The organism is Pseudomonas sp. GL_139_B, from assembly GCF_057834475.1.
This window is the reverse complement of sequence record NZ_CM174403.1, coordinates 5,008,035-5,031,704: the sequence shown is the minus strand read 5'-3', so window position 1 is coordinate 5,031,704 and position 23,670 is coordinate 5,008,035. Positions and strand designations below refer to the sequence as shown.

Annotated in this window: 19 protein-coding genes; 6 read left to right on the top strand and 13 right to left on the bottom strand. The window is 59.3% G+C overall.

Annotated elements, in window-relative coordinates:
* Positions 1–95: 95 nt before the first annotated feature.
* The 7 genes from AC3ISI_RS22955 to AC3ISI_RS22925 form a co-directional block, all read right to left on the bottom strand.
* Positions 96–3,131: a multidrug efflux RND transporter permease subunit gene (locus tag AC3ISI_RS22955; RefSeq protein WP_489333940.1), complete on the bottom strand. Its 3,036-nt coding sequence runs from the start codon at positions 3,129–3,131 to the stop codon at positions 96–98.
* Positions 3,132–3,144: 13 nt separating this feature from the next.
* Complete coding sequence (locus AC3ISI_RS22950; RefSeq protein ID WP_489333939.1) at positions 3,145–4,293, bottom strand: efflux RND transporter periplasmic adaptor subunit; 1,149 nt, start codon at positions 4,291–4,293, stop codon at positions 3,145–3,147.
* Between the two features lie 252 nt (positions 4,294–4,545).
* Complete coding sequence (locus tag AC3ISI_RS22945) at positions 4,546–5,643, bottom strand: DUF1513 domain-containing protein (RefSeq protein WP_489333938.1); 1,098 nt, start codon at positions 5,641–5,643, stop codon at positions 4,546–4,548.
* A gap of 14 nt (positions 5,644–5,657) precedes the next feature.
* A complete protein-coding gene (locus AC3ISI_RS22940; protein ID WP_489333937.1) occupies positions 5,658–6,722 on the bottom strand; it encodes an imelysin family protein in 1,065 nt (354 codons plus the stop codon).
* Positions 6,723–6,749: 27 nt separating this feature from the next.
* A complete protein-coding gene (locus tag AC3ISI_RS22935; protein WP_489333936.1) occupies positions 6,750–8,177 on the bottom strand; it encodes a di-heme oxidoreductase family protein in 1,428 nt (475 codons plus the stop codon).
* Positions 8,178–8,394: 217 nt separating this feature from the next.
* Positions 8,395–9,753, bottom strand: a complete 1,359-nt coding sequence (locus AC3ISI_RS22930; protein ID WP_489333935.1) for an imelysin family protein — start codon at positions 9,751–9,753, stop codon at positions 8,395–8,397.
* A 205-nt stretch (positions 9,754–9,958) separates the two neighbouring features.
* Positions 9,959–12,010, bottom strand: coding sequence for a putative bifunctional diguanylate cyclase/phosphodiesterase (locus AC3ISI_RS22925; protein WP_489333934.1), 2,052 nt, complete (start codon positions 12,008–12,010; stop codon positions 9,959–9,961).
* Positions 12,011–13,176: 1,166 nt separating this feature from the next.
* On the opposite strand from AC3ISI_RS22925, the gene AC3ISI_RS22920 reads away from it, so the two are divergent.
* The gene (locus tag AC3ISI_RS22920; protein ID WP_489333933.1) at positions 13,177–13,548 is read left to right on the top strand and encodes a DUF6124 family protein; all 372 of its coding nucleotides are present in this window, start codon (positions 13,177–13,179) and stop codon (positions 13,546–13,548) included.
* Between the two features lie 191 nt (positions 13,549–13,739).
* Here AC3ISI_RS22920 and AC3ISI_RS22915 read toward each other — a convergent pair whose 3' ends face one another.
* From AC3ISI_RS22915 to AC3ISI_RS22905, 3 genes are all read right to left on the bottom strand, one after another.
* Positions 13,740–14,336, bottom strand: a complete 597-nt coding sequence (locus tag AC3ISI_RS22915; RefSeq protein ID WP_065949384.1) for a superoxide dismutase — start codon at positions 14,334–14,336, stop codon at positions 13,740–13,742.
* 176 nt (positions 14,337–14,512) lie between these two features.
* Entirely contained in the window at positions 14,513–15,115 is a 603-nt protein-coding gene (locus AC3ISI_RS22910; protein ID WP_489333932.1) for a LysE/ArgO family amino acid transporter, read from the bottom strand.
* Positions 15,116–15,120: 5 nt separating this feature from the next.
* Positions 15,121–15,522: an ACT domain-containing protein gene (locus AC3ISI_RS22905; protein WP_489333930.1), complete on the bottom strand. Its 402-nt coding sequence runs from the start codon at positions 15,520–15,522 to the stop codon at positions 15,121–15,123.
* 96 nt (positions 15,523–15,618) lie between these two features.
* Here AC3ISI_RS22905 and AC3ISI_RS22900 point away from each other — a divergent pair, with 96 nt between their 5' ends.
* The 4 genes from AC3ISI_RS22900 to AC3ISI_RS22885 all read left to right on the top strand — a co-directional run bounded on the left by AC3ISI_RS22900 (position 15,619) and on the right by AC3ISI_RS22885 (position 19,477).
* The gene (locus AC3ISI_RS22900; RefSeq protein WP_489333929.1) at positions 15,619–16,512 is read left to right on the top strand and encodes a LysR family transcriptional regulator ArgP; all 894 of its coding nucleotides are present in this window, start codon (positions 15,619–15,621) and stop codon (positions 16,510–16,512) included.
* A gap of 55 nt (positions 16,513–16,567) precedes the next feature.
* Positions 16,568–17,560 (top strand): NAD-dependent epimerase/dehydratase family protein, encoded by a 993-nt coding sequence (locus tag AC3ISI_RS22895; RefSeq protein WP_489333928.1) that lies wholly within the window; start codon positions 16,568–16,570, stop codon positions 17,558–17,560.
* 118 nt (positions 17,561–17,678) lie between these two features.
* The gene (locus tag AC3ISI_RS22890) at positions 17,679–18,554 is read left to right on the top strand and encodes an ATPase (protein ID WP_489333926.1); all 876 of its coding nucleotides are present in this window, start codon (positions 17,679–17,681) and stop codon (positions 18,552–18,554) included.
* Positions 18,555–18,628: 74 nt separating this feature from the next.
* Entirely contained in the window at positions 18,629–19,477 is an 849-nt protein-coding gene (locus AC3ISI_RS22885; protein ID WP_489333925.1) for a cache domain-containing protein, read from the top strand.
* Positions 19,478–19,626: 149 nt separating this feature from the next.
* Here the strand turns inward: AC3ISI_RS22885 and AC3ISI_RS22880 are convergent, their stop codons facing one another.
* The gene (locus AC3ISI_RS22880; RefSeq protein ID WP_489333924.1) at positions 19,627–21,144 is read right to left on the bottom strand and encodes an MDR family MFS transporter; all 1,518 of its coding nucleotides are present in this window, start codon (positions 21,142–21,144) and stop codon (positions 19,627–19,629) included.
* Positions 21,145–21,222: 78 nt separating this feature from the next.
* Positions 21,223–22,407 (bottom strand): 4-hydroxybenzoate 3-monooxygenase, encoded by a 1,185-nt coding sequence (gene pobA, locus AC3ISI_RS22875; protein WP_489337772.1) that lies wholly within the window; start codon positions 22,405–22,407, stop codon positions 21,223–21,225.
* A gap of 177 nt (positions 22,408–22,584) precedes the next feature.
* Here pobA and AC3ISI_RS22870 point away from each other — a divergent pair, with 177 nt between their 5' ends.
* Positions 22,585–23,481 carry a helix-turn-helix domain-containing protein gene (locus AC3ISI_RS22870; protein WP_489333923.1) on the top strand — a complete coding sequence of 299 codons (897 nt, stop codon included), beginning with the start codon at positions 22,585–22,587 and terminating at the stop codon, positions 23,479–23,481.
* 9 nt (positions 23,482–23,490) lie between these two features.
* Here the strand turns inward: AC3ISI_RS22870 and AC3ISI_RS22865 are convergent, their stop codons facing one another.
* Complete coding sequence (locus AC3ISI_RS22865; protein WP_170219114.1) at positions 23,491–23,667, bottom strand: hypothetical protein; 177 nt, start codon at positions 23,665–23,667, stop codon at positions 23,491–23,493.
* Positions 23,668–23,670 lie beyond the last annotated feature (3 nt).

Below are 23,670 nucleotides of genomic sequence, written 5' to 3'. Positions count from 1 at the left end.
TGAAGCCAAAATAAAAGGCCTCGCAAGTGCGAGGCCTTTTATTTGTCCAACACCAATCCCCCTGTAGGAGCGAGCAAGCTCACTCCTACAGAGGGTTATGCGTGTTCTTTGGTGTCGGGTTTGGCCAGCAAGGTGTAAATGCAAGGCAACACAAACAAGGTAAACAGCGTCCCGATAGACATCCCCGTAGCGATCACCGTCCCGATATCAAACCGGCTTACCGCACCTGCGCCCGTAGCAATGATCAACGGCACCATGCCGAACACCATCGCTGCCGTGGTCATCAAGACGGGACGAAGCCGAATGGCCGCCGCTTCCTCCACCGCTTCGCGAGCCGTCAAGCCCTTTTCCTTGCGGAGCAGGTTGGCAAACTCGACGATCAGAATGCCGTGCTTGCTGATCAGCCCGATCAGGGTCACCAGCCCGACCTGGGTGTAGATATTCATGCTCGACCAGCCGAGGAAAAGCGGGATCAACGCACCGCAAATCGACAGCGGTACGGTCACCAGAATCACCAGCGGGTCGCGAAAGCTTTCAAACTGAGCGGCCAGTACCAGAAAAATGATCGCCAGTGCCAAGGCGAAGGTCACCCACAGGGCGCTGCCTTCCTGAACGTATTGCCGCGATGCGCCGGCATAGTCGATGGCGAAGCCCGCGGGGGCTTCTTCCCGGGCGATCTGCCGCACGGCATCGATGGCTTCGCCCATGCTGACCAGCGGCACCCCTGACAGGATGGCCGAGTTGAGTTGCTGGAACTGGTTCAACTGCCGCGGTCGGGCACGGTCGGTCACGGTGATCAGGGTCGACAGGGCCAGCAGTTCGCCTTTGGTGTTCTTCACGTAATAGTTATTGAGCCAGTCCGGGTTATCCCGGAACGGGCGTTCAACCTGCGCAATGACCTTGTAACTGCGACCCTCGATAGTGAAACGGTTGATTTCCGCCTCACCCAGCAACGTCGCCAGCGTTCCGCCCAGATCTTGCATCGACACGCCCATCTGCGCGGCTTTGGCCCGGTCGATATCGACCACCACTTCCGGTTTGTCGAAGGCCAGGTCAACGTCGACGAAGGCGAATTTGCCGGACTCCATTGCGCGCTTTTTCACCCGGTCCATCACTTGCAGCAGCAACTCGTAATCGTTGGCTGTATTGATGACGAACTGAAACGGCAGCCCCTCGCCAGTACCGGGCAGGGACGGCAGGTTGAAACCGAAAACCTGCAACCCCGGAATGCTTTCCAGTTTCGCCTGGACGGTGGGGAGGATCTGCATTTGAGTGCGGTCGCGCTGGTTCCACGGCTTGAGCAAGAAGCCGCCGATCCCCGATTGCACGCCGTTGAAACCATTGATCTGGAACGAAGAGTAATACTCGGGAAATGCTTTGAAGATCGAGATGAACTCGTCGGTGTAAGTGTTCAGGTAATTGAGGTTGGTCGGTTGCGGGGCGTTGGCCAACATGAAAATGATGCCCTGATCCTCGTCCGGAGCCAGTTCCGATTTGGTGAACTTGAGCAGCACCGGAATCAGGCACAGCACAATGACCGCGAACACCAGCACCACGGGCCGGGTGTTGAGGGTGCCGTGAAGCATCTGTTGATAACGTCGCTTCAGGCCTTCAAAAATCAGGTCCAGGCGATGAGCCAGCCCGCTGGGGTTTTCATCGTGACGCAACAGCAGCGCGCACATCATCGGTGACAAGGTCAGTGCAATGACCCCGGAGATCACCACCGCCCCGGCCAGCGTCAGGGCAAACTCCTTGAATAACGCCCCCGTCAGCCCCGTCAGGAAGCCAATTGGCGCGTAGACCGCCGCCAGGGTGATGGTCATGGACACCACCGGCATGGCGATTTCCCGGGCGCCTTCGATGGCGGCATCAAAAGGCGTCTTGCCTTCTTCGATGTGCCGGTGAATGTTCTCGACCACCACGATAGCGTCGTCCACCACCAGGCCGATGGCCAACACCATGGCCAGTAGTGTCAGCAGGTTGATCGAGTACCCCATCATTTGCATGAAGAACATCACGCCGATCATCGACAACGGGATCGTGACCACCGGGATCACCACCGAGCGAAAGGCGCCGAGGAACAGGAACACCACCACAATTACGATCAGCACCGCCTCGAACAGGGTTTTCACTACTTCGTCGATCGAGGCCTGGATGAACAGCGTGGCGTCGTAGGCAATCTCACCTTTGAGGTTGGGCGGCAACTGGGCATCCAGGTCCGGCATGATCTTGCGCACTTCCTTGATCACGTCCAGCGGGTTGGCGCCGGGCGTGGCCTTGATGCCGATGTACACCGAAGGCGTGCCGCCGAAGGAGCTGATGGTGTCGTAGTTTTCCGCGCCCATTTCCACCCGCGCCACATCACGCAACAGCACCCGACTGTCGCCATCGATCTTCAGTGGAATCGCCGAAAAGGCCTCGGCGGATTTGAGCTCGGTGTTGGCGTTGATGCTGGTCACCACGTACTCGCCTTTCACCTCGCCGGCGGCGGAAAGGAAGTTGTACTGGCGCACCGCGTTGGTCACGTCGCTGGCACTCAAGCCGAAACCGGCGAGCTTCACCGGGTCCAGCCACAGGCGCATGGCAAACACCTGATTGCCGAGAATCTCGGCTTCGGCCATGCCCGGTAGCGTCGCCAATTTCGGCTGTATGACCCGCGACAGGTAATCGGTGATCTGCGGGTTGCTCAGTTCCTTGCTGAAGTAACTGATGTACATCAGCGCCGAGGCGTCGGCCGATTCCTTGCTCAATACAGGGTCTTCGGCGTCTTGAGGTAGCTTGTTCTTCACCTCGTTGGCTTTGGCCAGCAGTTCGGTAAACAAACGGTCGGTGTTGGCGCCGACGCGCGCGTAGATCGAGATCACAGAGAAGTTCTGGCGACTGACCGAGGTCATATAGTCGATCCCCTCGGCGCTGGCCAGACTCTGCTGCATCGGTTGGGTGATGTAGCCCTGAATGGTTTCGGCGTTGGCTCCGGGGTACGCGGTCGTCACCGTGATCAGGGCGTTTTCCATGATCGGGTACTGGCGCAGCGGCAGTTTGCTCCAGGCCTGAAAGCCCAGCAGCACTATCAACAGGCTGACCACGGTCGCGAGGACCGGGCGGCGGATGAACGGGTCGGTAAAAGCCATGGGGATTCCTTGATCAGTCCGCGCGCGGCTGACTGTTCTTCTCGGCTAGGGTCTTGTCGTCGCTGATCGCGATGGGCGCACCGTTGTCCAGTTTGATCTGGCCGGCTGTGACCACTTTTTCGCCGTCCTGCACGCCTTTGGTAATGATCACCAGACCCTCGCGACGCTCACCGGTTTCAATGAAACGCCGTTCGGCGACCAGGATCGGCTCACCCTTGTCGTTCTTCTCGACGCTGCCGTCTTCGGCTTTTTTTTGCGCGACCACGTAAATCGAATTGCCGTAGAGGGTGTAGGTGATCGCGCTTTCCGGCACGACGACGCGCGGCTGCGGGTTGGGCAGAAGCACTTGCAGGCTGGCGAACATGCCAGGCAACAGTTTGCCGTCGGGGTTGGCCAGGGTGGCGCGCACTTGCACATTGCGCGTGCTGTTCTCGACTTTCGGGTTGATCGCAGTAATGGTGCCGGGAAATTCCTGTGTCGGATAAGCCGAGACAATGATCTGCACCGGTTGCCCAATTGCGATCTTCGGTACTGACTGCTCAGGCATGAAAAAGTCGACGTAGAGACTGCTGAGGTCTTGCAGGGTGGCAATCATGGTGCCGCTGGCCACGTAGTCACCCACGTCGACCTGACGAATGCCGATGGTTCCGCTGAAGGGTGCGAAGATGCGTTTTTTTTCAAGCGAGGCCTTGAGTTGATTGACTGTGGCCTTGCTCTTTTTCAGGACGGCCGAGAGGCGATCGAACTCGCCTTTGGAAATGGCCTGACTGCCCACCAGTTGGCTGCCACGGGTGTAATCCACCTGGGCCAGCCCGAGGTCGGCCTGAGCAGTCTCCAAAAGAGCGGTTTCCACGGCGCTGTCGAGTTGCACGATCGGCTGGCCGGCCTTGACCTTCTGGCCTGACTGAAACTGCACATCTGTGACAGTGCCGGCGATTTCCAGGCTCAGGTCTACGCCTTGCAGTGCCTTGAGGGTGCCAACGGTTGGCAGGCGAGCTTGCCACGGACGTTCGGTAGCCGTGGCCACAGCGACACTGATCGGCGGTTTTGGCGCAGAGAAGCCTTGAATCATCGTGTAAATGGAGAAGGCTTTATAACCGGCCAGGACCAGTACGATCAGCAGAACAACACCCAACATGATCAGCATGCGGCGACGCAGCATAGTTCCAGTTCCTTGGAGAAAATCAAGTGAGACAGAGAGGCACATTACCCCGTGTGCGCGGGTGATTCCAGCTGACACATTTCATAGGCCGATCCCTCTAGCAGCTGGCGCAGCCTGCGTCCGGCGGCGCAGCCGTCGTAAAACCATGCACCTCGGTGTGTCAGGCGCAACCGGATGTCCGGGATGACGACGGCTGCGCCCGAGCGCGGACCGGCCGACGCAGGCTGCGCCAGCTGCTACAGAGGACCGTGTCTAGATGAGGTGCAGGTGGTTGTCCCAGAGCCCTGCCGGCAGCTCCAGCGGTTGTGCAACCAGATTGGTCTGGCGGCAATCGTAGTAGCGACAGCGGCCCTGGCCCGAAGTCACGACAAAACCATCGGCTACGGCACCGACTCCGGCGCAATCGGGAAGTGGTGCATCCAGGCGCACTTCACCGCTGTCCAGGTCCCAGATGAAAAAGCGGTTGCCTCGGGGAGCGGTCAACGCCACCAGGCGCAGTTCGCTGTGCACCGCAACACTGGCGGTGTAATGCCCCATCGCCTGCAACTGATGCTCGGGCACGGGAAACGCCACGAACGGCTGGCCGGGGCGCTTGATTGCCAGCAACTCCGACGATTCGTGTGACGGCCCCATGAATTGCTGTCCGGCAACGATGGTGCCGTCGCTGGCGATTCCCAGATGGCGCACGCTGTTCATCTGCTGGGCCAGGGTTTCCTTGCTCAACAAGGTGCCGTCGCGCTGCATCAGCACCAGGCTTGGCTCCATGGCGTTGAGGTTCATGTCGACCCGGCTTTCAGCCTCGGTGCGAATGCCGCCGTTGGCCACGACCAGGGTTTCACCATCGGGCATCCATGACACCTGATGCGGGCCGAGGCCATGGGTGGAAATCTCGCCGCTGTGCACCAGCCGCTCATCCTCGAACTTATACACACCCAGCAAGCCGCGACCCGGATCGGTGGTGTCGTTCTCGGTGGCGTACAGCCAATCGCCGCTTTTGTGAATCACCGCGTGCCCGTAAAAGTGCCGGTTCGGCTGCGCGGTTACGGTTTGCAACAACGTGCCGTCACGCAGGTCGATCAGGTAACTCTCGGTGCCCGGACGACGGGCGACGAACAACGCAATCGACAGCGTCGGGTGGTTGATGATGTCGTGGCAGCGCTGGCCGACCTGGGTGGCGAACACCCGAGTGCCGTCCAGCCGATAGCCGACGGCGTAATGCTTGCCGTCGGTATCATCGCGCGCCGACAACAGCAGCGGGCTTTTGTCCTTTTGCTTGAACAGCGTCCAGCCGCCCAGTGTCACTGCTCCCAGCAGCAAGCTACCTAAAGTCAGAGCCTGACGTCGCAGCATGGCACTCGTCCTCATCAGTCACCGTCGTTGGCGTTGAAGCCCAGTTGAATGCCCAGCGCCTTGGCCAGTTCGCCTTCGTGCAGGCGATGGACCACGTTGAGGCTGTCGTACAGATCGTTGAGTTGCTGGCGACCGGCATCGTCGTTGAGCATTTCAGTCAACGAGCGCTGGTTGCTGGCGAAAAGCTTCAGCGAGGCAGCGTAGGCGGCATCGATCTTGTCGGCCAAGGGTTTTTGCTCAGCCGGCAACAGGCTGCGCAGGCCTTTGTTGTCGACGCCTTCCCACACGGTTTTGGCCGCGGCGAGGCTGGTTTCGATACCGGTCAGAGACGACTGGCTGCGCCATGCATCGGCCTGGAACGGCTGCGGCACGCCCTTGCTCTGGCGGCCCATTGGCGTGCCGAGTTTTTTCTTCAGGGTGTCGATGGCGGTGACTTGCACGCGCAGCAAGTCGGCGATGGCTTCGTGAGAGTCGGCGTAGCGCTGGTTCGGGAACTTGCTCATTTGCGCGAGCATGCCGTCGGTGTTGTTCCAGCTTTGCAGAATCTCTTCGGCCAGTTGTTTCTGACGCTCGCCAATGGCCTTCAGCAGTGGGCAGTATTTGGCTTTTTGCGCGTCATTGGCCACGTCTGGCTTGCTGTCGAACAGGATGTATTCATAGGCCGAGAGGCCCTGAACCACAACGCTGGACTTGGCCAGGGCGGCGGCATCGATCTGCGGTTGCGCGGTGACCAATTGCTCGACCTGACGGCCGACCAGGTTCTTCTTGTCCGGCCAGAACTGCACCTGCCACGAACGGTTGCCCTCGGCCAGCGGACCGATCAGCAGCGGTTGCAACTCGGCCCAGGCTTTCTGCGCGTGCAGGAAGTCGGCGCGGGCGGTGTCGAGGCTTTCCTTGCCTTCGCAATAGGAGAGGGCGCTGACGGCCAATTGGCGGTCGGCTTCAACCCAGCGGGTGTAGGTCGGCAGGATCACCGATTTGGCAATGGCGGCCGATGTCACGGCTTGCGGGTCCTGCGGTGAACAGGCGGCCAGTGCGAGTGCTGCAAGGCTGGTGAACAACAATTTGGGACGGAACATGTCGGGCTCCCGATTCTTTATAAGTGTTTAAAGAGAATTCAAAAACGCCAGCAACGCAGCGCGCTGCTCGGCATTGAAAGACAAAACCTGTTCACGCGCAGCCTGAGCTTCGCCGCCATGCCAGAGCACGGCTTCGAGCAGATTGCGCGCGCGGCCATCATGCAAAAACTGGGTGTGGCCACTGACCGCTTGCGTCAGGCCGATGCCCCACAACGGCGGGGTGCGCCAGTCGCGGCCACTGGCCTGGAATTCAGTGCGGTTGTCGGCCAGACCGTCGCCCATGTCATGCAGCAGCAGATCGCTGTACGGGCGAATCACTTGATTGGCCAGTTCAGGTTCTGCGGCGTTGGCGGCGGTGGTGTATTTCGGCGTGTGGCAGGACTGGCATCCGGCCTGGAAGAACAGATTTTTGCCGGCCAGCACTTGCGGGGCACTGACATCGCGGCGGGCCGGTACTGCAAGGTTACGGCTGTAGAACAGCACCAGACGCAAGATGTTGTCGCTGACTTCCGGCTCGCCATCGGGGCCGTTGCCGTTCGGCGCCTGTTTGCAGGCGGTTTGAGCGTCGGTGCAGTCATCGAACGGCCTGAGGCTGGTCGTCAGGCCCATATCACCTGAAAACGCGTGAACATTTTGCTGATTGAGGTTCGGTTGTCCGGCTTTCCAGCCAAATCGGCCGAGGACGGTCTTCTGTTGCACGTCATCCCAGACCCGGTTTGGGCGTCCATTGATGCCGTTTTTATCCTTGGCCTGCGCTTCGGCATTGGCCAGGATCGTCTCGTCGGGGATCGCTTCGAGCAAACCCAGGCCAATCATTGGCGGGGCGACGCGCGCCGAGAAACGGGTATCGGGATGCATCGGGCCATAGCCCAATTGAGTGATGTTCAGGCTCGGCTTGCGCAACTCGACTTCAGTGCCGTCCTTGAACCGCACTGGAACGGGTGCGTAATCGACGCGTACTTTGCCTTCCGGGGCAACGCCGGGGACGGCCATGTCCTGGAATTGGCCACCGTAGACCGGTTCAGGCACCACGCCGAGCTGTTCGATGACGCTGGCATAAGCCGGCGTGTTGGGGATCGACAGGCGTACGAGCATCGACACGGCATTTGCTGCATCCGGCGTCGGCGGATGGCCGCGACCGTCCTTGATGTGGCAGCCCTGACAAGCGTTGGTGTTGAACAGCGGACCCAGGCCATCGCGGGCGGTGGTGGTCGACGGGGCGATCACCCACGGGCTGCGGAAGAAACTGTTGCCGACGCTGAAGTCAACACGCCGTGACGGTGGCAGGTTGGCGGACGGCTGGGAAAACGAGTTCTGATCGGTCTTGCGCACGGTCGCGCTGCCACCGGACCGGGCTTCACCGGGTTCGGCCTTGGTAAAACGCGGGGCGTCATCGCAGGCACTCAGGCACAGGGCCAGCAACAGTGCGGACAAGCGAAGGAACAGCGGGGGCATCAGACATCCTGCAAGACGAGCAAAACAAGGGCGCAAAGTCTAACAGGGCAGCAGAGTTTGAATAAGAGGAATTATCGTTTACTTGATGTGGGGCAGGATTTGACTTTAGACCGCGTCGTGGCCATCGCGGGCAAGCCACGCTCCCACAGGGGGATTGCATTCAGGCAGGTATGAAAAAGGCGACCCTAAGGTCGCCTTCTTGTGCAGCCAGCGTTGATCAGAATTCGTGATCAGCGTTGTCCGGGTTCAGGTCGCTGATGCCCAGTTTGCCAGCGGCGGCTTCGATCGAACCGGTCTGCTTGACCAGGGAAGCGATCGCGTCGCGGACGATCTGGTTGCCAGCGGTGTTGCCGGCAGCAATCAGTTGGTCGTAGTGCTCACCCTTGTTGGCGTGATCGACCATGACCTGGATCTTGGCTTCGGTAGCAGCCAGGTCGGCTTTCAGCGCGTTGTCGGCAGCCGGGTCGGCCTTGGCCACCAGGGACGACAGGCTGGCGCCGGTCATTTTGGTACCGTCGACACGGGTGTATTCGCCCAGGTACACGTTACGAATGCCTTTGGCATCGTAGAAGTGCGAGTTGTGGGTGTTGTCGCTGAAGCAATCCTGTTCGTCTTCCGGGGAGTTGGCTTCCAGGGAAACCTTCATGCGCTCGCCCGCCAGTTCGCCCAAGGACAGACTGCCCATGCCGAACAGCATTTTGCGCAGACCCGAATCAACCGGTTCGGCTTCCAGGGTGGCGCGGTAGTTGTCGGCCACGTTCGGCTTCCAGTTACCGACCATTTCTTCCAGGTCGCTGACCAGCAGTTGGGTCACGGACTTCAGGTAAGCGCGGCGACGATCGTTGTGACCGCCGGTTGCGCCTTTGCCTTCCAGATAGTCGGAAGCAGGACGGTTGCCGGCGCCAGGGCCGGTACCGTTCAGGTCCTGGCCCCACAGCAGGAATTCAATGGCATGGTAGCCGGTCGCAACGTTAGCCTCGGAACCACCCAGCTCGTTCAGGCTGGCGAGTTTTGCCGGGGTGATGTCTTTCACGTCGACCTTGTCTTCGCCGATCTGAACTTCAGTGTTGGCGATGATGTTGGCTGTTGCGCCCGGGTTACCCAGTGCGTGTTCGTAGGATTTGTCGACGTAGTCGATCAGGCCTTCGTCCAGCGGCCAGGAGTTAACCTGACCTTCCCAGTCGTCGATGATCGTGTTGCCGAAGCGGAACACTTCGCTCTGCAGGTAAGGAACGCGGGCAGCAATCCAGGCAGCCTTGGCGGCTTTCAGGGTGTCGTCATTCGGTTTGGCGAGGAAGGCGTCGACGGCGGTTTGCAGGGTCTTCGCGGTGGATTCGGCATCGCTGTAAACGGCGAAGACGATGTCGGCGTAATTCGCGATAACGGCTTTGGCGGCGGCTTCATCGACTTTGCTGGCAGCGGCAGGCGCGACAGCAGGTGCTGATGCTGCAGCGGCAGTGCTAACGACCGCAGCAGGCGCTGGCGCGGCGGCGGCCTTGTCTTTGCCTTCGCCGCAACCGGCGAGGGAAATAGCGATGGCCAACAGACTGGCGGTAGCCAGAGGCATACGAATCATGGCGAACATCCTGCTTCAAGAGGGGTGGACTGGCGCTTCACGCGCGCAAAACTGCGACATAATGCAAATCTTTCGCATTCTGTGTAAAGGGTGCAGGTGGAAATATTTCCTATTTGCGCAAGAGGTGTGTCGTGGATCAAAGATCGCAGCCTCGTTTCACTCGACAGCTCCTACAGAGTGAAACGAGGCTGCGATGTTCGCAGACCTACAAAATAGCCGCGTTATTGCGCTGGGCCTGTTTCAGAAAGGCACTCAATTCCCGTGCCGGCAACGGTTTGCTGTAGAAATAGCCCTGACCTTCGTGGCAGCCTTCGGAGATGATGTAGGCCTCTTGCTCGGCGGTCTCCACGCCTTCGGCAATCACTTGCATGCCCAGGCTCTTGCCCAGCTGGATGATCGCCCGAACGATGGTTGCATCGTCGTCGTCATCGAGCAGGTCTTGTACGAAGCTCTTGTCGATCTTGATCTTGTCCAGCGGCAGGCTTTTCAGGTAGCTCAGTGACGAATAGCCGGTGCCGAAGTCATCGATGGCGATCAATGCGCCGGAGCGACGCAGGCTCAGCAGGTGCTGGGCGGCCGTGCTGATGTCTTCCATCAGGCCGGTTTCGGTCACTTCCAGTTCCAGGCTGCGCGGTGGCAAGCGGTACATTTGCAGCAGGTTGTTCACCACGCGCGGCAACTCGGCGTGGTGCAATTGCACGGTGGACAGGTTCACCGCCATGCGCAGGTCGGGGAAGCCCTGATCGTGCCAGTCGCGCAATTGCTTGCAGGCCTGATCCAGCACCCATTCACCGATGGCAATGATGGTGCCGTTCTGCTCGGCCAACGGGATAAACAGGTCGGGCGGCACCAGGCCATGCTCGGGATGCTGCCAGCGAATCAACGCCTCGACACCCACCACCCGGTGATCGCGGTAGCTGATTTGGGGTTGGTAGACGAGGTAGAACTGATCGCGGGCCAGTGCGTCACGCAGATCCTTCTCCAGTTCGCGACGACGGCGCATCTCGGTGTCGACGCTGGCGATGTAGAACTGATAGCGGTTGCGCGAGCGGGTTTTGGCCAACGTCATGGTCTGCTCAGCTTTTTGCAGCAGCTTCTCAGTGCTGTCACCGTCCTCGGGGAACAAGGTGATGCCAATAGTCGCGCGCAGGCGAATTTCCTGGTGATCGAGGGCAAACGCCGCTTCCAGATCATCGAGGATGCTTTGCGCCAGTTCGGCGGCTTCGTAGGGTTGTTCGATATCGGCCTGGACCAGGGCGAACTGATCGCCGCCCAGACGAGCGAGGGCGCCGAGTCGGCCGCTGTGGGCCCGCAGCCTGTCAGCCAGCGCCAGCAGCAATTGGTCACCGGTCTGGTAACTGAACTGTTCATTGATGCCTTTGAAGTCGTCCAGACCCACCACCAACACCGCGACCCGGCGTTGTAGTTTGCCGGCGTCGACCAGGATTTTGTCCAGTTGTTGTTGCAATTGCTGGCGGTTCGGCAGTCCGGTGAGGAAGTCGTACTGGGCCATGCGCAACAGGCTGTTTTCGGCTTCGTGGCGCAAGTGGGTGTTGCGTTCTATGGATTCGAGCAACTGGTTGGCGGTATTGATCCAGATCCCCAGTTCGTTCTTTTCGTGACCCTTGAGCTGCGGAATTTTGTGTTCGCTGGGGCGATCGGGATTGATTTCGGTCAGGTGCTGGATAATTCGCGATAACGGTTTGGTCAGCAGCCAGTGGTACACCAGGTACAGCACCAGGCCCATGGCCAGGGCGCGCAACACGCCGGAGATAAAGATGATGACCGAGCTGACGATGAACCCTTGCCCATAGGTGGCGGTGTCGAGGGTGATGCTCAGGTCGCCGTAATATTCACTGTATGGGCCTCGACCGACCAGCTGGGTGGTAAAGGTGCGTTCCTGGCCAAGGATCAGGTCGGTTAGCCAGCGGCTGTCTGAATGCTGCAACTCGCGGGATTTTTGCGCGAGCATGGCTTCGTTGGGATGGCCGATGGAGGCTTGGCGCACGGCGTCATCCTGGAACAGGCCTTCGATCACTTGCATGCCCATTTCCCGGTCAAGGCTGTAAACGGCCTGGGTCGAGGGGTCGCGGAACATGTCGAGGATACGTTCGGCATCGTTGGCTACGGCCTGGCGCGTCTTATAAGCATCGAAAACGATCTGCGCGCAGCTCAAGACCACGCCGACAATCAATGCCGAGAGGAGGACGACCCGGAGCAACTTCACCGACAAGCTGTTCTTGAGTTCCAGCTTCAAAGGGTTATTCCTTGTTTCGTGCGGGTAGCATCAAGTTGCCATGAGTATTGGCAATCCCGTGATGGCAGTCAAAGGGACAATCCATCACAGGGGGTTTTGCCTGTGGGCTTGGCCGATATGCTGTTGCCTGGGGTATTTGTCCTATTAGTACTGTGTCGGTAGTTGGAGCCTTCAACTTGAGGGGATTGGGATAATTTTTCCTTCTTGGTTGATGGTAGTCGGCTATGGCGGTGCGGCAAGGGGGCTAAGGCTGGACTCATCGTCGGTTTGGCCTGTTTTGTGGAGGTACGCGTTCTAACTGTAGGAGCTGGCTTGCCAGTGAAGGCGGCCTTCGGGCCGACCATGTTCTTGTTGGTTGTGTACATATCCATTCCTGCGGTAACGGCCGCTAATGGTTTCGCTCTTACAGCGAGTCCCTTTTGGCAAACGCCCCAAAAGGAACCAAAAGGTCTCGCCCCGAGCGTCCGGCCCCTCGCTAAGGCTCGGCGTTCCTTCGTTCCGGTATCCATCCGGGGACACTGCCCTCCGGTCTGCTTCGCTACGACCTACATGCAGCGTGTTCGACTGCGTCGAACGGCGCTACGCGCCACTCCCCGGATGCACACCTCCACTCAGCCTCCCGAGGGGGCGGGTGAATCAAGATCAAGAGCTGCAGGCGAGCTAACGCTCGGCCTGATGAGTGGTGAAAAGCGGCGGGTGTACACCGATTTACTGTAGGAGCTGGCTTGCCAGCGAAGGCGGCCTGACAGCCTACCAATCTCATTCTGCTGCCACCCGACTGATCGTTCCCACGCTCCCGCGCGGGTATGCCGCCATGGACGCTCCGCGTTTCAATTTTGTGTGTTGAAAGATGTGTAAAAAACACAGCGCTTTTCCACGCATTTTTCAGGTTGCCGGGTAGGAAGCAGTCTCTCTAACCTCTGACGGTCGCTGAAAACTCAGCGACCGGGTGTGAGAGCCCGGCAACTTATGGTCATCCAGTGTCTGTACACGCATAATCGCCGCCAGCTTACTTGCTGCCGGTAAATGCGTTATGGCGGCTGTGTGCGGGCGGACTTCGGTCCGGCCGGGTGTCCATAACCGGTCTTCTCACCTCGCACATAGCTGCCACCTCTTCGCCGTGTGAGAAGCGGCAAGTGGAGCCTCCAACGCTGGAGAAATTTTCAATGGACAAATTGATTCCCGATCCACCCTTCAACACCATCCCTCCAGACACCGAAGACACCCAATCCGAAGCGCTCCTGCGAGACCGCGAAGCCATCAAACGCGCCCTCGACTACTACCTCGACCCACCATCGCAATACACCGAAAAACCCCGCCGCCCGAGCACGATGTACATGATCGCCTCGAACATGGACACCGAAAGCCTCCTGGCCCAAGCCTGCGAGTCACTGGCCTCCGCCAGCGTCATGACCAGCGATTTCGCCGCTAACCTGATAGGTCCGCAGCGTAATACGGTGTTGGCGATTCAGCAGATCATCATGCTGGCGGAATTGGCGGTGAATCGCGCCTTGGATAACGTCGATCCGCAGGTCTAATCAAGCACCGCGTTATCGTTTATCGCAGGCAAGCCAGCTCCCACAAGAGATTGAGTGTGTTCTCAGGTTTTGAACACGACATAGATCACCTGTGGGAGCGGGCTTGCCCGCGATGGCGCCCGAATAGTCGACACATTTCTCCAGGCAATAAAAAACCCGGCAAAAGCCGGGTTTTTTGACTGGCATCGAGTTTAAGCGGTGAAGGTTTTGCCTTCGAACTGCTCAGCCACGAATTTCCAGTTGACCAGGTTCCAGAACGCTTCGACGTATTTCGGACGAACGTTGCGGTAGTCGATGTAGTAGGCGTGTTCCCAGACGTCGCAGGTCAGCAGCGGGGTGTCGCCGTTGGTCAGCGGGTTGCCGGCGCCGATGGTGCTGGCCAGGGCCAGGGAACCGTCAGCCTTTTTCACCAGCCAGCCCCAACCGGAACCGAAGGTGCCGATGGAAGTCTTGCTGAATTCTTCCTTGAACTTGTCGAACGAACCGAACGCAGCGTTGATGGCTTCAGCCAGCGCGCCGGTTGGTTGACCGCCGGCGTTTGGCGCCAGGCAGTTCCAATAGAAGGTGTGGTTCCAGACCTGAGCGGCGTTGTTGAAGATACCGCCCGAGGAAGATTTAACGATTTCTTCCAGAGTCTTGCCTTCGAACTCGGTGCCTGGCACCAGGTTGTTCAGGTTCACGACGTAGGTGTTGTGGTGCTTGTCGTGGTGGTATTCCAGAGTTTCCTTGGAAATGTGCGGCTGCAGGGCATCGTGTGCGTAAGGCAGCGGCGGCAATTCGAAAGCCATGATGATTCTCCTAATCAGGTCAGTTGCGGTGAGCGCAAGGCCGATCACGGGCGGCCAGACAAGCGCCGGGGAGTTTGTACTCTTTGCGGCGCAGGGAATCGGATCATAGCACTGGGGGTGCTGCATAACCACGCAACAACTGTGTGGAATAGAGGTTCCAGAGCCATTTGGAATAATTAAGGGGTGACAATTAATTGAAAGGCCACGGCAAACATCATCACCGCGACCAACAGGTCAAGAATTCTCCAGGTGCTCGGTCGCGCGAGCCAAGGTGCCAGCCACGCCGCGCCCAATGCCAAAGTGAAAAACCAAAGCAACGACGCACTCGCCGCGCCCACGACATAAGCACCAGGTTCGGTTTGTTGCGCACCAAGGGAGCCGATCAGCAAAACCGTGTCCAGATAAACGTGCGGGTTAAGCAGTGTCACTGCCAACGCACTGAGCATGACGGCGCGCAGTGAGCGCACGGCCTGGTTTTCTCCCTGTTGCAGGCTCTGTTTCGAGCAAGCGCGGCGCAGCGCCTGGCTGCCATACCAAATCAGAAACACCGCGCCGCCCCAACGGGCAACCGCCAGCAATGTCGGGTTTTGTGCGAGCACGGTCGCCAGACCGAACACGCCTGCGGCGACCAACAGTGCATCGCACGCCACGCACAGCGCCGCCACCGGCAGGTGATGTTCACGCCGAAGACTTTGCGCCAGTACAAACGCATTCTGCGTGCCAATCGCCATGATCAGTCCGGCGGCCACTAACAGGCCGTTCACATAGCTTTGCCACATAAAGGTTACTCCGCGTTGGTTGCAAGGTCGCGCAGCACGTGCAGTGCGCGTTCGGCGTCGGCCTGACCGACAAACAGGTGATCGTGGTAGTAACCGGCGATCACGTTGCAGCTGATGCCAGCCTTGCCTAACGCGGTGGCGAAGGCGGCGGTCAGACCGACGGCTTCCAGAGCGGAATGCACATTCAAGGTGATCCAGGCTGCAACGTAGTCAAAGCTGAAACCGGCCTTTTCGGCGTGGGAACGCTCCAGGACCACGGTCAGACCCTCCTGTTCGCGAAAGCTGCCGACAATCTCAAGGCCCGCCGGCAGCTTGCCGTCGCGCAGGGTGCAGAACACGTATTCGCCGGCGTTGAGTTGCGGGCTCATGCTGCGCAGCAGGGTTGCCAATGATGTTTCGCCAGCCATGTCGGTGTTCCTTGTTAAAGAGATCTTGATGGGCATTCTCCGCTGCTAACCTGTATAAGAAAAACCAATCATGCTGATCGCTCATTAGGAAAACTGATGTTCGACTATAAATTACTCTCTGCCCTGGCTGCCGTGGTCGAGCAAGCCGGTTTCGAACGGGCCGCGCAGGTGCTGGGCTTGTCGCAATCGGCGATCTCCCAGCGGATCAAACTGCTGGAAGCGCGGGTCGGCCAACCGGTGCTGGTGCGGGTGACGCCGCCGGCGCCGACGGAAATTGGTCGGCGCCTGCTCAACCATGTGCAGCAGGTGCGTTTGCTGGAGCGCGATTTGCAGTCCCTGGTGCCGGCGCTGGATGAAGAGGGCCTGCCGGAGCGCCTGCGCATCGCGTTGAATGCCGATAGCCTGGCCACGTGGTGGGCGCAAGCGGTGGGCGACTTTTGCGCCGAACAACACTTGCTGCTGGATCTGGTGGTTGAAGACCAGACCGTCGGCCTCAAACGTATGCGCGCCGGCGACGTGGCGGCGTGTGTCTGCGCCAGCGAGCGCCCGGTGGCTGGTGCCCGCAGCGTTCTGCTGGGGGCCATGCGTTATCGGGCGTTGGCCAGTCCGGCGTTCATCGAGCGCCATTTCCCGGAAGGCGTTCGCGCTGACCGACTGGCGAAAACCCCGGCGCTGGTCTTTGGCCCGGACGATTTCCTGCAGCATCGCTACCTTGCTTCGCTGGGGGTGGATGGCGGTTTCGAACACCATTTATGCCCCTCGTCTGAAGGCTTCATTCGCTTGACCGAGGCCGGTCTCGGCTGGGGGCTGGTCCCGGAATTACAGGTGCGCGAGCAACTGGAACGCGGTGTTTTGCTGGAGCTTTTGCCAGATAAGCCCATCGACGTGCCGCTGTACTGGCATCATTGGCGCAATGGCGGTCAACTTCTGGGGTTGTTGACCGATCAATTGGTGCGTTCGTCGAAGCAATGGCTGGTGCCGTTGGACTGACGGACAGCGTCAAGACCTCTCGAAATACGCAAAACGAAAGACATCGGAGCACTACATGAAAATTCTGGTCACCGGCGCAAGCGGCTTCATTGGCGGACGCTTTGCGCGTTTCGCGTTGGAGCAGGGCCTGGACGTGCGGGTCAACGGTCGCCGGGCCGAAAGCGTCGAACACCTGGTGCGCCGTGGCGCGGAGTTTATTCAGGGCGATTTGAGCGACCCGGAACTGGCGCGCGACCTGTGTTCAGACGTCGAAGCCGTGGTCCATTGCGCGGGGGCAGTGGGGCTGTGGGGGCGCTATCAGGACTTTCATCTAGGAAACGTCCAGGTCACCGAAAACGTGGTCGAAGCTTGTCTGAAGCAGCGCGTTCGACGGTTGGTGCACTTGTCCTCGCCGTCGATCTACTTCGATGGCCGTGATCACTTGGGGTTGACCGAAGAACAGGTACCCAAGCGGTTCAAGCACCCTTACGCCGCAACCAAATTTCTGGCCGAGCAAAAGGTCTTCGGTGCCCAGGAATTCGGCCTCGAAGTCCTGGCGCTGCGCCCGCGTTTCGTCACGGGCGCCGGTGACATGAGCATTTTTCCGCGATTGCTGAAAATGCAGCGCAAAGGACGCTTGGCGATCATCGGTAATGGCCTGAACAAGGTCGATTTCACCAGTGTGCAAAACCTCAACGAAGCGTTGCTCAGCAGTTTGCTCGCCAGCGGCTCGGCCTTGGGCAAGGCCTACAACATCAGTAATGGAACCCCGGTTCCAGTGTGGGATGTGGTCAATTACGTCATGCGCAACATGGAAGTCCCACAAGTGACGCGCTACCGTTCCTACGGTTTGGGTTATACCGTCGCGGCGCTCAACGAAGGGGTGTGCAAGTTGTGGCCCGGGCGCCCCGAGCCGACCTTGTCGCGACTAGGCATGCAGGTCATGAACAAAAACTTCACCCTGGACATCAGCCGCGCCCGGCATTATCTGGACTACGATCCGAAAGTCAGCCTCTGGGCCGCCCTCGATGAATTTTGCAGTTGGTGGAAGGCTCAGGACATCCGCTGACCGTCCAATCCCGCCTGCCAGCACTGAACCGAGTTGGGTGTAGAGAGTCAATCGGTGCGGCAGTGGGGGTTATACTCGCCGCATAAAGCCATCACCTCGTTCTACAAAGGTTGATTCAATGTCCATGCGTAACGATGCCAACGACGATTTCGAGAATGTACCGAGTCTGCGTGCCGACAGCCTCGACGATGATGACTATCCGCCCACTGTTCGTACCCGCGTGCATTCGCGGCCGGCGCCGGTAGTCAACGTCAAAGGCGCTAGCACCGGCCCGCTCTGGGCATTGGTCGGCGCGTTGTTTATTGCATTTGCTGGTCTTGCCTGGTGGAGTTTTCAGCAGATCTCGCTGATGGAACAACAACTGGTCGCGACCCAGGAAAGTTTCGCGCGTATCAGTGAAGAAGCAGCGGGGCGCTTGCAGGACATTTCCGGCAAGGTCGTCGCCAGCCAGACTAACGTCACCAGCGACAGCGAGGCGTTGAAACTGCAAATCAAGGACCTGGAAACCAAACTGCTGGATCAGGGCAAACAGCAACAAGGTGTTGTCGGCCAGGCCTCTGATCTGGACAAACGTCTGGCGCAGATGACTGCGCAAACCAGTGAATTGGATAAGCGACTGGCGCAACTCACCGCTCAGGATACCGAGCACCAAGCGGCCAATACGCAATTGCAGGCGCAGGTCAAAGCCTTGAGCGCTGAGTTGACTGCGCTGAAAAGCACGCCGGACGACAGCAGCAAATTCGACGCTCAGCTCAAAAGCCTGGGCGCCGACATTGCCTCGCTGAAAAAACAGGGCAACCCGAGCGCCGCTATCGAGCGTCTGGAGCAGGAGATGATTGTGCTCAAAAGCGTGCAGGACAACCGCCCGGCCGCTGCGCAAGGCGCCACCAATACCGCCGAGTTCGACGCGTTCCGCGGCCAGGTCACCCGCAACATCAACACCCTTCAGGCGCAGATCCAGAATCTGCAGCAACAACTTCGCACCCGGCAGTAAACCCAGGCCCCGCCGGGTATATCCCCCATTGCCGTCTACGCTCTTGAGACACCGACAAGAACGAGGAATGCACTATGGGGGTTCTGCGCAAACTGGCCTTACTGGGTGGGACGCTCTTGCTGTGCCTCGGGCAGGCTCATGCCGCCGGTACAGAAAAAGAAGACAGTCAGGCCGCCAAAGCCTTGCTGGAGAAGGCCCTGGCCTACTACCACGACAATGGTGACAAGGCCCTCGCGGCATTCAGTCGTCAAGGCGAGTTTGTCGACAAGGACCGCTACGTCTTTGTGGTCGATACCAAGGGCATGATGCTCGCGAGCGGCGGGCCATCTGCCGCGTTGATCGGGCGTGATGTCACCGAAACTCTCGGGCCGGACTTGCAGAAAGCCTTCAAGGACGCCGTGAAAGTGCCGGAGAGCAATGGCATTCAAGAGGCGGAATACCGCTGGCAGAACTGGGCTGACGGCAAAGTCGAACGCAAACATGTTTACTATCAGCGCGTCGGTAATCGGATTCTGGCGGTCGGTTACTACCTGCCGCGGGCGTCGGCGGAACAGGCAATGGCGCTGCTGAACAAAGCCGCGACCGATCTGGCCAAGGACGAGAAGGGCACACTGACCGCGATCAATTCCCTCAAGGGCGGTTACTTGCAGGATGACCTGTATGTGTTCGTCGTCGACCTGAACACCCAGCGTTACGTGGCCCACGGCACCAACCTGCGGTTGGTCAATACCGACTTCGGCGCGATCAAGGACCCGGAAGGTAAACCGGTGGGCGAGCCGATCCTGGCGTTGATGGCCAAGAAGGATTATGGCGATTACGAATACCGCTGGAAAAACCCGGTCACCAACAAGATTGAGAACAAGCATGCCTACCTGAAAAAGGTCGGGCACTTTCTGGTGGCTGTCGGGTATTACAGCCCGTGAGTTCTTTGGTGCCTGTAATGGCCCCTTCGCGGGCAAGTCGAATCGTCGCACCGCCGCTCCTACAGGATCTCCGTCGTACACATATTTTGTGATCACTGGGCATCCACTGTGGGAGCGAGCCTGCTCGCGAAGGCCGCGACTCGGTCCAACTACCGAACCTTGTCTTCCCGCCCCCGCAACAACATATTCGGCATCGCAACCGCCGCCGCCAACCCCAACAGCGACACCGCTGCACTGACCATCAGCAAATGCCTGAACGTCAGCAACAACTCGGCGCGCAAGGCGTTTTGTGCATCCCCCGGTGCGGCGTTCAAGCCATCGAGCAAGACATTGCCCGAACTGCCCTCGGCAATCAGCGACGAACCGGCGATGTGGGCAAAGCTGGAGTCCTGCAACAACGCCAGCAGTAGTGCCGACATCAACGCCACCCCCACCGCGCCGCCCAGCGAGCGAAACAGGTTGGTAGTGCTGGTGGCGACGCCAATATCGCGCTGGTCCACCGAGTTCTGCGTGCCGACCAATGACGTCGGGAATTGCATGCCGCCAGCGATCCCGCACAACAACATAAACAGGCTGCTCAGTACAAAGGCCTGAGGCGGGCTGAACGCCATGCCCAGAATCGAGATTGGCATCAGCGCCGCCCCGGTCAGGATCATCGGTTTGTAGCGCCCGGTCACCGAGGTACGGCGTCCGGCAAAGTACGCGCCGATCGGCAAGCCCATCGCCAACGGCAACAGGTGCAGCGCGGCGCTGTCGGCCCCGGCGCCGGTGACGCTCTGGAAGCGCAGCGGCATCAGCACGATCAGCGAGATTGCCTGGAAGCTAGTGAAGAAAATCGTGCACCAACACAGGATCGCGTTGCGGTTGGCGAACAAATGCATCGGCAACAAAGGTTCTCGCGCTCGGCGTTCATGCCAGACGAACACCCCAAGCACCAGCACCGCACAGGCAAACAATCCCAGCACTTCGGCGCTGCGCCACGAATGACCTTGGCCGACTTGAGTGATGCCTAGCAACAATGCGGTCAAACCGATGATCATCAGCAACGTGCCGAGGTAGTCGATGATCGGCTTGCGCTGCGGCACCGGCAGCCCGACCAGCGTGCGATTGGCCACCAGCCAGGCCCCAAGGCCCAGTGGCAGATTGATCAAAAACACCCAGCGCCAGGACAAGTACTCGGTCATGTAGCCGCCCAGCACCGGGCCGGCCACGCTGGCCACGGCGTACATGCTGCTGAAATATCCCTGATAGCGCCCGCGTTCCCTGGGCGGGACGATGTCACCGATGATTGCCTGGCTGACCGAAACCATCCCGCCCGCGCCGATGCCTTGAATGATCCGCGCCAGCACCAGTTGCTCCATGCTCTGGGCCATGCCGCAGAACAACGAAGCGAGGGTGAACAGCCCCATGCCAAACAGCATCAGCTTGCGACGGCCATACAAATCGCCGAGCTTGCCGTAGATCGGCACCGCCACCGTCATCGCCACCATGTACCCGGAGATCACCCAGGCCAGCAGGTTGACATCCTTGAACTGGGCGGAAATCGCTGGCATCGAGACGGCAACGATGGTCTGGTCCAGTGCGCTGAGAAAGATCGCCAGCATCAGGGCGATCAGCACGCTGCGAATGGCCGGTTTAGGCCTGTCAGGCTGGTTGAGATTGGTCACGGTAAAACCTGCAGGCAGTGGGGGGCCCGCGAGGAACAAGGCGAGCGGGAATGCTCGCCAGTGTAAGTCGATAGCAGGCTATTCGATAGCCTCGTACGGAAGCCCGACGTAATTTTCTGCAATGGTTTTTCGGCCGGCTTCAGAACCGACGAAGTAGTCCAGCTCCGATTCGCTGATGCGTTGACTGAAGGCGTCATGGTCGTCGAAGCGATGCAGCATCGAGGTCATCCACCAGGAAAAACGCTCGGCTTTCCAGACGCGGCGTAGACAGATTTCGGAGTACTTCTCCAGCAAATCCACGCGTCCCTCGCGGTAAACCTTCAGCAAAATATTGAACAACGTACTGACGTCGCTGGCCGCGAGGTTCAGGCCTTTGGCACCGGTGGGTGGAACAATGTGTGCCGCGTCTCCGACCAGGAACATACGCCCGTATTGCATCGGTTCCACAACAAAACTCCGTAACGGCGCGATGCTTTTTTCGATGGAAGGTCCAGTGACCAATGACTCTGCCAACGCGCAAGGCAAACGGGATTTAAGTTCATCCCAAAAGCGTTGATCAGACCAGTTTTCAACCTTCTCGTCAGCCGGTACCTGGAGGTAATAACGGGTACGGGTTGCCGAGCGCATGCTGCACAGGGCAAAGCCGCGCTCGTGGCGGGCATACACCAGCTCTTCGTGCACCGGCGGTGTGTCGGCGAGGATGCCGAGCCAACCAAACGGGTAGACGCGCTCGAAGACCTTGAGGCAATCGTCCGGGATCGATTGGCGCGCCACACCGTGGAAGCCATCGCACCCGGCGATGTAGTCGCAATCGAGGCGGTACGTCTCGCCATCCTTCTCAAATGTCACAAAGGGTTCTGCGGTTTTCATCCCGTGCGGTACGACGTTGCAGGCGTCGTAAATCGTCTGCGCGCCAGCCTCCCGACGAGCGGACATCAGGTCGCGGGTGACCTCGGTCTGGCCATACACCATCACGGTTTTTCCGCCGGTCAATGCGTGCAGATCGATGTGCACCTGGCGACCATCGAGTGCCAGTTCGAAGCCGGTGTGCACCAGCCCTTCGGCATCCATGCGCTGACCCACCCCGGCCTGACGCAACAGCTCTACCATGCCTTGTTCAAGGACGCCGGCACGGATTCGGCCAAGCACATAATCCGGGTTTTGGCGTTCAAGAATGAGGGTGTCGATACCGGCGTTGTGCAGCAGCTGACCGAGCAGTAAACCGGAGGGGCCGGCGCCAATGATGGCGATTTGGGTCTTCAGTGTTTTCATTGTTTTTAAGACTCGCAAGCTCCACGCGACCATGGCCGGTGAATTATTTTTATGTTTCGAGTGCTTGCATTTTTCACTTGCGAGTCTGTCAATTGAAGGTGAAAACTGAGCCGATACCTGTACATTCTGCCAATCAGTGCGATTATCGCCCGTAACCTCGAGGCCTTGATGAACAAGCCTGACCTGCCTTCGATTCCAGTGTTCAAGCTGTACGGTGAAAGCCTGGACTGGCCGACCCCGGACTTACTGCACTGCGAGACCATTTCCAAACGCAGCCGCGAACATCAGTGGGAAATCAAACCCCACCGCCACGCCGATTTGTGCCAGTTACTCTTCGTTTTCAAAGGTCAGGCAGAGCTTGAAATCGAAGGTAAACGCACGCAACTGACTGAACCGGCGATCCTGATCCTGCCGCCGTTGTCGGTGCATGGTTATCGGTTTTCCGAGGACGTCGAAGGGTTTGTATTGACCCTGGCCGCGCCGCTGGTTGCCCATTTGCAGGCGCAACTGGGCAACTCGGTGAATGCGCTGGCCCAGCCCGAAAGCTACCCGGCGGGCAAGGACGGCGACTACCTCAACAGCCTGTTTTCAGCACTGCAAGACGAATACACCGGTCACCAGCCGGCGCGTGAAATGCTCATGCATTCGTTGGTCAGCGTGATCATGGTCTGGGTCAGCCGACAGGTGATCACGCGCCGCAACGCCAGCCAGCGTCCGCAGCGCGCCCGGGAATACCTCAACGGGTTTATTCAACTGGTGGAAGAGACTTACCGCCAGCACGTCAAAGTTGAAGACCTGGCGCATCGGCTGGGGATTTCCGTGTCCCACCTCAACGGCACGTGCCGTGAATTGGCGGGACAACCGGCGTTGCAGATCATGCACGAACGGCAGTTGCTGGAGGCCAAGCGCTTGCTGACCTACACCAGCATGACTATTTACGAAATGTCCGACGTGTTGGGGTTTTCCGATCCGACCAACTTCACGCGCCTGTTCCGGCGTCGAGTGGGGATTTCGCCCAAGGCGTTTCGCGATCGCTTGAAGGCCGATCAGGACAACGAGGCCTGATCCCCTTCGTCACCGCAGGGCGTTGAGGGTCGCATTGTGGGGAATGCAGCGCTCGAAGTTGCAGCTCGCAAATTCACGGGGCAGTTGCCGCGCCTGCTCGACCCGCCAGGCCGCAGTGCCATACAGCGCCAGCGTCACCGCGCAGGTGATAAAAATGGTGAGGTATCTTCTTGTTTTGATGTTCATGGC

Excerpts from the sequence above, each read along its gene's own strand:
- AC3ISI_RS22870 (WP_489333923.1), top strand. The coding sequence starts at position 22,585 with ATGAACAAGCCTGACCTGCCTTCGATTCCAGTGTTCAAGCTGTACGGT.
- AC3ISI_RS22945 (WP_489333938.1), bottom strand. The coding sequence starts at position 5,643 with ATGCTGCGACGTCAGGCTCTGACTTTAGGTAGCTTGCTGCTGGGAGCA.
- AC3ISI_RS22895 (WP_489333928.1), top strand. The coding sequence starts at position 16,568 with ATGAAAATTCTGGTCACCGGCGCAAGCGGCTTCATTGGCGGACGCTTT.
- AC3ISI_RS22955 (WP_489333940.1), bottom strand. The coding sequence starts at position 3,131 with ATGGCTTTTACCGACCCGTTCATCCGCCGCCCGGTCCTCGCGACCGTG.
- AC3ISI_RS22915 (WP_065949384.1), bottom strand. The coding sequence starts at position 14,336 with ATGGCTTTCGAATTGCCGCCGCTGCCTTACGCACACGATGCCCTGCAG.
- AC3ISI_RS22920 (WP_489333933.1), top strand. The coding sequence starts at position 13,177 with ATGGACAAATTGATTCCCGATCCACCCTTCAACACCATCCCTCCAGAC.
- AC3ISI_RS22900 (WP_489333929.1), top strand. The coding sequence starts at position 15,619 with ATGTTCGACTATAAATTACTCTCTGCCCTGGCTGCCGTGGTCGAGCAA.
- AC3ISI_RS22935 (WP_489333936.1), bottom strand. The coding sequence starts at position 8,177 with ATGCCCCCGCTGTTCCTTCGCTTGTCCGCACTGTTGCTGGCCCTGTGC.
- AC3ISI_RS22930 (WP_489333935.1), bottom strand. The coding sequence starts at position 9,753 with ATGATTCGTATGCCTCTGGCTACCGCCAGTCTGTTGGCCATCGCTATT.
- AC3ISI_RS22890 (WP_489333926.1), top strand. The coding sequence starts at position 17,679 with ATGTCCATGCGTAACGATGCCAACGACGATTTCGAGAATGTACCGAGT.
- AC3ISI_RS22885 (WP_489333925.1), top strand. The coding sequence starts at position 18,629 with ATGGGGGTTCTGCGCAAACTGGCCTTACTGGGTGGGACGCTCTTGCTG.
- AC3ISI_RS22940 (WP_489333937.1), bottom strand. The coding sequence starts at position 6,722 with ATGTTCCGTCCCAAATTGTTGTTCACCAGCCTTGCAGCACTCGCACTG.
- AC3ISI_RS22905 (WP_489333930.1), bottom strand. The coding sequence starts at position 15,522 with ATGGCTGGCGAAACATCATTGGCAACCCTGCTGCGCAGCATGAGCCCG.
- AC3ISI_RS22950 (WP_489333939.1), bottom strand. The coding sequence starts at position 4,293 with ATGCTGCGTCGCCGCATGCTGATCATGTTGGGTGTTGTTCTGCTGATC.
- AC3ISI_RS22865 (WP_170219114.1), bottom strand. The coding sequence starts at position 23,667 with ATGAACATCAAAACAAGAAGATACCTCACCATTTTTATCACCTGCGCG.
- AC3ISI_RS22910 (WP_489333932.1), bottom strand. The coding sequence starts at position 15,115 with ATGTGGCAAAGCTATGTGAACGGCCTGTTAGTGGCCGCCGGACTGATC.